Annotated in this window: 10 protein-coding genes; all 10 read right to left on the reverse strand. The window is 37.7% G+C overall.

Annotated elements, in window-relative coordinates; all coding sequences use genetic code 11:
- Positions 1-52 precede the first annotated feature (52 nt).
- Positions 53-667, reverse strand: coding sequence for a succinate dehydrogenase cytochrome b558 subunit (locus tag ACKXGF_RS10030; protein WP_411953602.1), 615 nt, complete (start codon positions 665-667; stop codon positions 53-55).
- A gap of 167 nt (positions 668-834) precedes the next feature.
- Positions 835-2,631, reverse strand: a complete 1,797-nt coding sequence (uvrC, locus tag ACKXGF_RS10035; protein WP_411953603.1) for an excinuclease ABC subunit UvrC — start codon at positions 2,629-2,631, stop codon at positions 835-837.
- Positions 2,632-2,755: 124 nt separating this feature from the next.
- Positions 2,756-3,070 carry a thioredoxin gene (gene trxA, locus ACKXGF_RS10040; RefSeq protein ID WP_167260711.1) on the reverse strand — a complete coding sequence of 105 codons (315 nt, stop codon included), beginning with the start codon at positions 3,068-3,070 and terminating at the stop codon, positions 2,756-2,758.
- Positions 3,071-3,253: 183 nt separating this feature from the next.
- Entirely contained in the window at positions 3,254-4,207 is a 954-nt protein-coding gene (locus ACKXGF_RS10045; protein ID WP_411953604.1) for an electron transfer flavoprotein subunit alpha/FixB family protein, read from the reverse strand.
- A gap of 30 nt (positions 4,208-4,237) precedes the next feature.
- Positions 4,238-5,011 carry an electron transfer flavoprotein subunit beta/FixA family protein gene (locus ACKXGF_RS10050; protein WP_411953605.1) on the reverse strand — a complete coding sequence of 258 codons (774 nt, stop codon included), beginning with the start codon at positions 5,009-5,011 and terminating at the stop codon, positions 4,238-4,240.
- An 18-nt stretch (positions 5,012-5,029) separates the two neighbouring features.
- Positions 5,030-5,803: an enoyl-CoA hydratase gene (locus ACKXGF_RS10055; protein ID WP_411953606.1), complete on the reverse strand. Its 774-nt coding sequence runs from the start codon at positions 5,801-5,803 to the stop codon at positions 5,030-5,032.
- A 14-nt stretch (positions 5,804-5,817) separates the two neighbouring features.
- Entirely contained in the window at positions 5,818-6,408 is a 591-nt protein-coding gene (locus ACKXGF_RS10060; protein WP_411953607.1) for a TetR/AcrR family transcriptional regulator, read from the reverse strand.
- Positions 6,409-6,513: 105 nt separating this feature from the next.
- The gene (locus ACKXGF_RS10065) at positions 6,514-8,214 is read right to left on the reverse strand and encodes a long-chain-fatty-acid--CoA ligase (RefSeq protein WP_411953608.1); all 1,701 of its coding nucleotides are present in this window, start codon (positions 8,212-8,214) and stop codon (positions 6,514-6,516) included.
- 268 nt (positions 8,215-8,482) lie between these two features.
- A complete protein-coding gene (locus ACKXGF_RS10070; protein WP_411953609.1) occupies positions 8,483-10,840 on the reverse strand; it encodes an endonuclease MutS2 in 2,358 nt (785 codons plus the stop codon).
- The gene (gene polX / locus ACKXGF_RS10075; protein WP_411953610.1) at positions 10,830-12,554 is read right to left on the reverse strand and encodes a DNA polymerase/3'-5' exonuclease PolX; all 1,725 of its coding nucleotides are present in this window, start codon (positions 12,552-12,554) and stop codon (positions 10,830-10,832) included. Before polX ends, ACKXGF_RS10070 begins: the two co-directional genes overlap by 11 nt.
- Positions 12,555-12,558 lie beyond the last annotated feature (4 nt).

The following is a 12,558-nucleotide window of genomic DNA, read 5'->3' on the forward strand; positions in this document are numbered from 1 at the left end:
TGAAGTTTCACTCCCTTTTCTACCGTTAACTAAATTAAACTAGATCTGTTACTTAAAAAGCGAAAGAAATAAGTGATGCGATTCCCATGTAAGTGAAAATAACGAATACGCCTAATGTGACGTATGTGACAAATTTCTGTGATTTTGGTGTGACAGTTAGACCCCAAGTAACACAGAATGACCATAAACCGTTTGCAAAGTGGAAAACGGCTGAAATAACACCAATAATATAGAACCAGAACATAAATGGTGAACTTAGAATATCGGCCATTAAATCAAAATTAATCTCAGTTCCATATATCGCATAAGCTAATCGTGTTTCCCATACGTGCCATACCACAAAGATCAATGTGAGTACTCCCGTTACACGTTGCAACATGAACATCCAGTTACGGAAATAACCATAACGCTTCAAATTGCTTTTAGCAGTAAAGGCAATATAAATACCATAAATTGCGTGGAATAGTAATGGTATATAAATCAAACCAAACTCAAGCAATAATCTCAATGGCAAGTTTTCCATGAAATGAGCAGCATTGTTAAACGCTTCTGGACTATATGTAGCAAAGTGGTTAACAACTAAGTGCTGCATTAAGAATAGACCAATTGGAAAAACACCTAAAAAAGAATGTAGCCTGCGATTAAAGAACTCCTTGTTATCCGCCATGTGTGACCCCCCTCATTTGTTGTAAAATGTGACTGTAAATGCATTCAAATACTTTATGCAAAATTTAGTATACATGACATGTTCATTGTACTTCTATCGCGCAAAAGCGTCAAGAAAGTTATGACTGAATTTGCCACGTTTTGTACCTGTGAAATAACCTTACATTCTTAATGTGTACTAGGTTCATCAGAATTATGATAAAAGTACTGTTGAATACTTTCTCTTACAGTTTGGGGGATTCCTAGCTTGCGAAACTCTTCTTCATTCGCCTCTTTTATGGCTTCAATAGACCTAAAATGCTCCATTAACAACTGCTTACGTTTTGGTCCAATTCCTTCAATCTCATCCAAAGTTGATTGAATGGCCCCTTTGCCTCGTATTTGTCTATGGAATGTAATTGCAAATCGATGAACTTCTTCTTGAATGCGTTGAATTAGGTAAAATGGCTGACTTTGACGATCAAGTAAAACTGGTTCAGGTGGTTCGCCATATAATAATTCACTTGTTTTGTGTTTGTCATTTTTAGCAAGGCCACACAGCGGAATATCCAGACCCAATTCATTTTCCAAGACATCTTTAGCTGCTGACATTTGTCCTTTTGCTCCATCAACTAATAATAAATCAGGTAAAGGTAAATTTTCTTTTAATACTCGCTTATAACGACGTCGAATCACTTCACGCATCATTTCATAGTCATCTGGTTGATCAACTGTTTTGATTTTGAATTTCCGATAATCGTTCTTTTTCGGTTTGCCATCTTCAAAAACAACTAAAGCTGAAACTGGATAAGCTCCTTGAATATTAGAGTTATCAATGGCTTCAATACGATGAGGTGTTTCAATATCTAATATTTCACCCAAATACTCAATCGCTTGAATGGTTCGTTCTTCATTTTTTTCGATTAAAGAAAACTTCTCATTAAGCGCAATCTGAGCATTTTCTTGGGCTAAGTCAATTAATTTTTTCTTTTGACCGCGATACGGTGTCTTGACTTTAATATCTAAGTACTCTTGAATCAGCTCATAATCAGTACCGACTGGCACATTAACTTCCTTCGGTTTAATATGATTAGAATGCGTATAGAAACTCGCCATAAAGCTAATAAAAGCTTCTGAAGGTTCGTTATAAAAAGGAAAAATCGATACATCGCGTTCAATTAGTTTCCCTTGTCTTACAAAGAAAACCTGGACACACATAAAGCCTTTGTCATACGTATAACCGAATATATCACGATCGGTTAAATCGGTTAGGTCCATCGTTTGCTTTTCCATAACAGCTTCAATATGCTCGATTAAATCACGATATTCTTTGGCCTTCTCAAAGTCTAATTGTTCTGAGGCTGTTTCCATTTTCTGCTTAATATCATTTTTAATTTCTTTATGTCCGCCATTAAGAAAACTCGCGATTTCCTGGACTAATTCTTGGTTCGTTTCCTTACTAACAGGATGTTCACAAGGGCCTAAACACTGACCAATATGATAATATAGGCAGACACGTTTTGGCATCACGTTACATTTTCTGAGTGGATACAGACGATCTAATAACTTCTTCGTTTCACGCGCCGCCGAAACATTCGTATACGGACCGAAATATCGACCTTGGTCCTTCTTAACATTTCTTGTAACGATCAGGCGTGGATGACGTTCGTTAGTGATTTTTAGAAATGGATAACTCTTGTCATCTTTTAGCATAATGTTGTATTTAGGGTCATGCTTCTTCACTAAATTCATTTCAAGAATTAAGGCTTCCATTTCTGAACCCGTTACAATATACTCAAAATCATCAATCTCATTGACTAAACGTTGCGTTTTAAGATCATTGGCGCTCGTAAAATAAGACCTAACTCGGTTTTTTAAAATTTTGGATTTGCCTACATAAATGACTTCATCCTTATGGTTCTTCATTAGATAACAACCTGGTTTGTCAGGCAAGATTTTTAATTTTTCTTTAATTTGTTCATTCATCGTTACACCTCAAGGTTGATTCTCAAAGGTTCGTTTTAATTTGACATAATGAGCGCTTTAGTGATCGTTATGGTGAAAATAAAGAGCTAACTCACACGGAGTCAGCCCTTTCTTTATTTAATAGTTATGCGTTTTTCTCTACAAGCTCTTCAAGTGCTTCTTTTGGTTGGAAGCCGTGAGCTTGGTCGACTTGTTCGCCATCTTTAAACATAATTAGTGTTGGAATACTCATAACACCATATTTTTGAGCTGTTTCTTGGTTTTCATCAACATCTAATTTAACGATTTTCACTTCATCATTTTTCTCTGAATCAAGTTCTTCTAGTACTGGTGCGATCATCTTACAAGGGCCACACCAAGCTGCCCAAAAGTCAACCAATACTAAGCCTTCTGAAGTTTCTTCTGAAAACGTTTGATCCGTAGCGTTTACAATTGCCATATATAATTCCTCCTATAAACTATCAATTTCAAACACAGTATAGCATGCTCTGATTGACTGTTGCCAATACTTTGTTTGTTCAAAGATCATGGATCTTTAATTACTATTACAACATAAAAACCCCCCATGCAAAAAATGTTCTGCTTAATGAAATAAGGGGGTTTTAGTTTAATCAGTCTGTATTTATAGCGCTTTAATTTCTTCAGTTAATTTAGGGACGACATCAAATAAGTCACCAACAATACCATAGTCAGCTACATTAAAAATATTAGCTTCAGCATCTTTGTTAATGGCTACAATAACTTTAGAGTTGGACATACCTGCTAAGTGTTGGATAGCACCTGAAATACCTACAGCAATATAAAGGTCAGGTGTTACAACTTTACCAGTTTGTCCAATTTGTAGTGAATAGTCACAGTAACCAGCATCACAAGCACCACGTGATGCACCAACTGCTGCACCAAGCTCATCAGCTAGTTCATAAAGTGGTTCGAAACCTTCTTCACTCTTCACACCACGTCCACCTGCAACAATGATATTCGCTTCTGATAAGTCGACACCTTCAGATGCTTTACGTACCACGTCTTTAATGATCGTACGTATATCTTTGATATCCACTTCTTTCGTATTAACATCACCAGAGCGATTTTCATCTTTTTCAAATGGTGGAATATTGTTTGGACGGATTGTAACAAATGTTAAGCCGTCTTTTACTGTTTTCTTCTCAAATGCCTTACCTGAATAAATTGGTCGAACAAACTCTCCGCCATCAACATTTGTGATATCTGAGACAAGTCCAGAGTCTAATTTATTCGCTAAACGAGGTGACAAGTCTTTCCCTGCTGAGGTATGACCCATAACAATGCCATCTGGATCTTCCTCTTCAATTACAGCCATTGCTGCTTGTGTATAAGCATCAGATGTGTATTCTTTTAAATCGTCGTGTTCAACGACAACTGCTCGATCTGCACCATATTGAATCATGTCGTTGGCTAAATTCTCTGTATTTTGATCGGCTAATACAACACCGACGACTTCTGCATTCTCATCAATTTGTTTTGCTGCTGCAATCGTTTCAAATGAAAGATTACGTAGTTCTCCATCTCTTGCTTCGCCAAACGCTAAAAATGTAGTCATAATTATATTCTCCTTTCAACACCTGTTTGATTAAAGTACTTTTGCTTCTGAACGTAATAACGACACGAGTTCTTTCACTTGGTCGTCTGTTTCACCTTCTAACACTTTGCCTGCTTCTTTTTCAGGTGGAAGGAAAACGTCCGTTGTTTCAGTTTTCGCTTCAACGTCATCTTCATCAAGATCTAAATCGTCTAACTCTAACTCTTCAAGAGGTTTTTTCTTGGCTTTCATGATCCCTGGTAGTGATGGGTAACGCGGTTCATTTAAACCTTGTTGACATGTAACAAGTAATGGAAGTGAAGTTTGTACTTTCTCCTCATCACCTTCAACATCACGTACAATATTGACCTCTTCACCATCAACGGAGATCTCCGTAATAGTTGTTACATAAGGCATATCTAATTGATCAGCCACACGCGGACCTACTTGGCCACTTGCTTGGTCAATCGCAACATTACCAGCTAGAATTAAGTCGACCTCTTTATCTTTCAAATATGTTGAGATAACTGTTGACGTTGTATATTGATCACCGTCTTCTACGTCATCTTCAGTATTAATTAATACAGCTTGATCTGCACCCATAGCAAGGGCAGTACGTAATTGTTGCTCTGAATCTTCATCACCGACAGTTACGACTGTTACTTCACCGCCGTGTTCATCTCGTAGATTAATGGCTTCTTCAATCGCATATTCATCATAAGGGTTAATAATAAATTCCGCACCCTCTTCTTCAATAGCACCGCCACTAATTTGAATTTTTTCCTCTGTATCAAATGTTTTTTTCATCAGAACATAAATGTTCATACAATGACCTCCCTTAATCTATTGATCTTTAAAGTTTGGTTGACGCTTGTTAATAAAGGCTTCTACGCCCTCTTGAGCATCTTCATTACCAAACACATTACCAAATTCTTTTGCTTCTTGATCAACACCTCTATTAAATTGAGATGTATGAGTATAAGGTAATAGTTTCATAACCGCATGAATCGAAGGGCCACTCTTAGCTACAATTTTGTCTGCAAGTTTTGTAGTCGCTTCTTCTAACTCCGAGTCTTCAACAACACGATTAACTAGGCCATAATGAGCTGCTTCGTCTGCGGATATCGGTTCACCTGTTAAGATCATTTCATATGCTTTAGGTGCCCCAACATATCTCGGCAAGCGTTGTGACCCTGCAAAACCTGGGATAATTCCTAAGTTTAATTCAGGTAATCCTAGTTTCGTTTCTTTAGTAGCAATGCGCATGTGACACGCCATCGCTAGCTCTAAACCACCACCTAAAGCAGCGCCATGGATTGAGGCTAAGACAGGAATATGAAATTGTTCAATACGATTAAAGAGTGCTTGGCCTTTCTCAGCTAAGCTTTGGTAATCATCTTGTTTTTGAAAAGAAGTGAACTCTTTAATATCGGCTCCTGCTGAGAAGAATTTCCCTTCACCTTGTAAAACAATTAGTTTGATTGATGAATCCGCTTCCACATCATTTAAGACTTGTTCTAAGTCTTTTAAAATACCTGATGATAAAGCGTTAGCAGGAGGACTTTGAATCGTAACATAAGCTTTTTGTCCTCGTTGTTCCCACGATAAATGCTCCATCCTATCAGCTCCCTTTAACTATGATCTCGTAGTCCATTATAAATTAAATAATGCACTTCTTCAGCTTGATCTACTAACGAATAGCGTTGCTCCTTCATCACCCAATTGGTGACAACCTCATCTAGAGTTCCAAACAACACTTGTCGTACTAATTTTACATTCAATTGACTTTGAAAAGTGCCATCTTCCATTCCTTCTTGTAAAATCGTATCCATTAGTGCTAGATAACCTTTAAGGACATCGTTAATTTTTAACCGTAAGTCTTTGTTAGATTGCCTTAATTCTAACTGCGTGACAATTGCTAAACTCGGATCTTCGGACAGTTGAGAAAAATGCATTTCGATTAATTTATATAATTTTTGATCAGCTTGCTCGGTTTGGTCGATTTCGTGTTTGATTTTTGATACAAACTGACCCATTTTCTCTTCAAACAAAGAAACTAGAATGTCTTCTTTGTTTTTAAAATAAAGATAAATGGTTCCATCAGCGACACCTGCTTTTTTCGCAATTTTAGATACTTGTGAATGATGATAACCGTTTTCCGCTATCACTTCAACAGCAGCATCAAGAATCAGCTTGTATTTTGGTTTTGATTTACTTTCCATAGTCAACTGCTCCTATCACGCATAAAAATAAAACAAAAAATAGGTGAATGAATGGTCATTCACCTATTATAATATAGTCAATTTTTAATTGTGTCAACTACTGATTCATTCTGCATGTTCAGCCTGCATTTTTTCTTTTTCTTCATCAACTAACTTACGGCGTAGTATTTTACCGACAGCTGTCTTAGGTAATTCATCTCTGAATTCATAAAGCTTAGGCACTTTAAAAGCCGCTAAATTTTTGCGACAGAATTGATCCAGATCATCTTCTGTTAGTTCAGCACCATCTTTTAAGACAATATAAGCTTTCACTGTCTCACCACGATAAGGGTCTGGAATACCAGCCACAACAGCCTCTTGGATACTTTCGTGTTCATAGAGTATTTCTTCTACTTCGCGTGGGTAAATGTTAAAACCACCGGCAATAATCATATCTTTCTTGCGATCTACGATATAGAAAAAGCCTTCTTCATCCATATAACCCATATCGCCTGTGAAAAACCAACCGTCCTGTAACACTTGCTCTGTTTCTTCTGGTCGATTCCAGTAACCTTTCATTACTTGTGGGCCTTTTACACCAATCTCACCAACTTCACGCATTTCCAATTCTTCATGAGTATTGGGATCAAAAACGGCTGCGTCTGTATCAGGCCACGGGACACCAATTGTTCCACTACGACGGTTTTGCCAAATAAAATTAGAATGCGTGACAGGAGATGTTTCCGTCAAGCCATAACCTTCGACAAGCCGGCCACCCGTTACAGCTTCAAATTGCTGCTGAACTTCAACAGGTAATGGAGCAGAGCCACTCAGACAGGCTTCAATCGAGGATAAATCATATTTCTTTAATTTCGGATGATTCAATAGACCAATATAAATCGTAGGTGCACCAGGAAATAACGTTGGTTTTTGTGAATCGATCAGCTTTAACACAGTATCCACATCAAATTTAGGTACTAAAATCATTTTATGAGCCAACATAATCGACATATTCATCACTGTTGTCATGCCATAAACATGGAAAAATGGCAGAATACCTAATACGGTTTCTTGACCAAACTCTGTTTTATACATCCACTTCTCACTCATTTGTGTATTAGAAACAAGATTAAAATGCGTTAGCATAACCCCTTTAGGGTAACCAGTTGTACCTCCAGTATATTGTAACAACGCTAAATCCTCTTCAGGATCAAACTCGTGTTCAACATACTCATCAGAAGCCTCTTCTAACATAGTGGTCCAAACATGAGTATCACCGCCATGTTCTGGCTTAACTACCATTCCATATTCCCGTTTTTGAAGCATTGGTTGAATCATGTTTTTCGGAAATGGCAAGTAATCTTTAATACGTGTTGTAACAACATGATTGAGGTCAGTTTCCTCTTTGATAGCGTTTACACGCGGAAGCAAAATATCTAAACAAACAAGTACTTTAGCTCCTGAATCCTTCATCTGATAAGACAATTCGCGTTCTGTATACAAAGGATTAGTTTGAACAACAACACCTCCAACTAATAACGTTCCGTAATACGCTATAACTGACTGCGGGGTGTTTGGCAACATAATGCCAACACGATCACCCTTTTGAATACCTAAGCTTTGCAAATAACTTGCAAATCGTTTCGCTGAATCAGCCACTTCTGAAAAAGTTACGTCTTTCCCCATAAAATGAATCGCTACTTTATCAGGAAAGTTTTCTGCATTCTCAACTAAAAAGCTTTGTAATGTCCGTTTGTCATAATCAATGGTTGTCGGTACTTCTTCAGGATAATGTTTCAGCCAAGGCTTTTTCAATTCAACCCCCATAATTAACATCCTCCTTTAAACATCTATTTATAACTATTATAAACACAAGTCGACATAAAATTAAAACATTATTTATTATTTTGTGAAATTTCTGAATTAACGAAGTCTAAAAAATGACTATGAAAATCTTCAAGACAATCATAGTCATTTAATAAAGTATATTAGTTCATCACGACAAATAGAATACCGACAATCACAAAAAGTGCTGCAACCACCCATAGAACTTTCGCTAATGTTTCCATACTATTCTCGCATCCTCTCTAAATCATTAAGCTAATTTTAAGATCGTCACACCTGTTCCGCCTTCATTGGCGTGACCAAATTCACTTCCTTTAATCGAACGATGCTCTTTAGCAAACTGTTGAACACCTTTCATTAAGGCTCCAGTTCCTTTACCATGGATGATTGAAACTTTATGATAACCAGCTAGTAATGCTTCATCAACATACTTTTCGAGTTGTTGAATAGCATCTTCATAACGTTGACCGCGAAGATCTAATTCAGGTTTAACATGAACTTGTCTTCCTTTAACAACTGGAGATGGTTTCGTTTTCTCTGGCTCTGGTCGTTGAACAAACTCTAATTGTTCTTTAGCAACTTTCATTTTCAAGACGCCAAGTTGCACTTCATATTCCTTATCATTCACTTGTTGGACAATCGTACCTGCCTGATTAAACGTTTTAACATGAACTTCATCACCAGGTTCCAATGAATGTATGGGTTTAGTCGAATCAGTCTTTTCTTCTTGCTTATGAGATCCTTTTAAAGCCGCTTTCTGTTGATCTAACTTCGTTCGTGCTTCGATGAAATGATGATCTTTCACTGAATGTTCATCACGTAGCTGTTTTAAATCATCTAAAATTTCCTCAGCTTCCTCGCGTGCCTGATCCAATACTTTTTCAGCTTTTTCCTTCGCTTTCTCTTCATGTTGCTCTTTCTTATTCAAGTATTGATTGTATTCATGTTTTAAACTACGATAAAAGTTTTCAGCTTCTTCTAAAGTTTCAGCTGCTTGTTGATAATCACGTTCCGCTTCATGTCTAGATTGTTCAAGAGAAGCAATCATATTTTCAACTGAACGAGAATCATCACTGACCATCGATTGGGCTTTTTCAATAACAGTTTCACTTAAGCCAAGCCGGCGTGAAATATCAAATGCATTACTACGTCCTGGCACGCCAATAAGTAAACGATAAGTCGGTTGCAATGTTTCAACATCAAATTCAACAGAAGCATTAGTCACTTCATCACGATTGTAGCCATATGCTTTTAACTCTGGATAGTGTGTTGTGGCAATGACGCGCGCTTTTTGCTCAATGACATAATCAAGAATAGACATCGCAAGACCCGCGCCTTCCTGTGGGTCAGTACCAGCGCCTAACTCATCAAACAAGACTAAACTGCTCTCTGTGACCTGATTGAGTATATCAACAATATTTGTCATATGTGATGAAAATGTACTTAAGCTCTGTTCAATCGATTGTTCATCACCAATATCAGCAAAAACATGGTCAAAAACAGCCAATTCACAACCGTCTAATGCTGGAACCTGTAAACCTGTTTGAGCCATCAGTGTACAAAGTCCGACCATTTTTAATGCTACTGTTTTACCACCTGTATTGGGTCCTGTAATAACGATGGCTGTGTAGGTGTCACCTATCTCAATATCATTACTCACAACATTTTCGTCTTCTAATAATGGGTGACGTGCTTGACGCATGCGAATAAACCCATTTTCGTTCATAGTCGGTTTTGCTGCTTTCATATGCCGTGCTAATTTCGCTTTTGCAAACATAAAATCAATCTGTTGCAAAGCATTAACATTTTCACGTAGAAAGTCACGATCCGCTTGAATGCGCTCAGATAGAGCCTTTAATATTCGTTCAATTTCATGTTGTTCTTCTACACGTGCTTCTTGCAGTTTATTATTCATTTCAACGACTGACTGTGGCTCAATGAATAACGTTTGACCTGATGAAGACTGATCATGAACCATCCCACCAAAGTGACTGCGATATTCTGACTTCACGGGTAGGACATAACGATTATTACGAATCGTTACGATCGCATCAGACAGCATCTGACTTTTCGATTTCGTAAATCCTTCTAATCGATCACGCACACGACTTTCATACGACCTTATCTGACTACGAATCGTTCGTAGTTGACTTGAAGCCCCGTCCATCACATGGCCATAATCGTCGATACAACTTCTGATCGATCGTTCTAATTGATGAAGATTCGAGATTGATTCTGTTCGTTCAGTTAAGATCGGGATTTCAAGTTCTTCTTCCTCATCAAAATTAGCCACAAATTGTTTAAGCTGTTGCCCACCATAAATGGTGCTAGCAACATCTAACACTTCTTGAGCAGATAATAGACCACCAATTTCAGCACGTTTAACCTGAGGTCGAATATCACGAATTCCACCTAAAGGAATATGACCCTTTAACCGTAAAATTTGTACCGCTTCATCCGTTTCACGTTGCCAGAATTGAATCTCAGACAATTCTGTTGAGGGTTTCATTTGATTAACTTGTTCTTGTCCTAAGCTGGTTTCAGCTTGGGCACTTAATTCTTCTATAATTTTAGGATACTCTAATTGTTTTAAAATTTTATTGTTCACTTGACTCACCTTTTTTCTTCATCAAAAAGCGTTGGACATGTTCAAGCGACCATGTATTAATGACCGTTTCTGGTTTAATCCAACCTTTTCGGGCTGCCTGTACACCTGTACTCATATCCTCTAACATACGATAATTATGCGCATCGGTATTAATCGCAATAGTTGCGCCACGTTCTTGAGCAATCTGCAAATAAGACCATGCTAAATCCAAGCGATTTGGATTCGCATTAAGTTCAATAAGGGTATTATATTCAACTGCTAAATCAATAAACCGTTCTATATTAACGGGATAACCGTTTCGCTTGCCAATTAATCGCCCAGTTGGGTGGGCAATCATATGAACATACGGATTTTTGATCGCTTGTTCTAAGCGCTTCATAATCGTTTCTTCATCTTGATTGAAATTCGAATGAATCGATGCAATGACGTAATCAAGTTCTGTTAGGAAATCATCATCAAAATCAAGTGTGCCATCTGGTAAAATATCCATTTCGACTCCAGCAAACACATGAATATCGTCATATTTTTGATTGATTTCGTCAATTAACTGACGTTGTTGACGCAACCGATTCTCATTTAATCCATTAGCCACCTGCAAGTACTTAGAGTGATCGGTGATCGCGATAAATTGATAGCCGTAGCTTCTTGCACGGTTAACCATTTCATCAAGTGATTGTGCCCCATCACTCCAAGTCGTGTGCATGTGCAAATCACCCTGGATATCATCAATCGAAACAAGTTCAGGTATCGAACTGTCTACTTCCTCACCCGTTTCACGAATTTCAGGTGGGATATAATCGATTCCAAGATAGTTGAAAAATGATGCTTCATCATCAAATGTTTTCACGTCTCCTGTTTCGACGTTTTCAATTCCGTATTCGCTGATTTTATAACCTTGTTCTTTCGCTAAACGGCGCATTTCAACATTATGATCTTTTGAACCTGTAAAATGGTGTAATGTCGTAATAAATGCTTCAGGCTCTACCAGACGGAAGTCTACCGATAAATCCCATTCACTTTCAACTACTACCGTGACTTTAGTGGAACCCTTAGCTTCAACTGCTTTTACAATCGATAGCTGAACTAACTGCTCAGCTACATTTTCTGGTTGATTCGTCGCAATAATAAAGTCTAAATCTTTTACATCTTCACGTAATCTTCTGAAACTACCTGCAATAGCATAGCGTTCAATCGAATCAATCTGATCTAATTCAACCACAAGCGCTTCATACGTTGGAATAACACTTGAAAGTGGTAGTCGCTCTGGGCGAGTTCCCTGTTCATCTAACGCTTTAAGGATTTTCTCAACTGACTTCTTACCAAAACCGCTCAATGCCTCAATATCACCACGATCAGCCGCTTCTCTTAAAGATGTTTCATCTTCCACGCCTAATTCATGATAGAGTCTTGAGAGCTTTTTGCCCCCTAGACCTTGCACATTTAATAAAGGGATTAATCCTTCAGGCACTTCTTCTTGTAGTTGATTAAGTGTTTCTGTTTCACCATGGGCAATATATTCTTCAATAACCGCCTTCGTCCCTTTACCGACACCTGATAAAGATCCAATATCATCGATCTCATCTAGCGACCGTTCATCACGTTCCAGTGTTTGTGCTGCTTTGCGATAAGCGGAAATTTTAAATGCATTCTCACCTTTTAATTCCAAATATACGGCAATTGTTTCTAGATGTTTAATCACTTGTTTTTTATCCATTTCA

Origin of the sequence: Alkalibacillus sp. S2W, from assembly GCF_046764385.1 — a bacterium.
Taxonomy (GTDB): Bacteria; Bacillota; Bacilli; order Bacillales; family Alkalibacillaceae; genus Alkalibacillus; species Alkalibacillus almallahensis.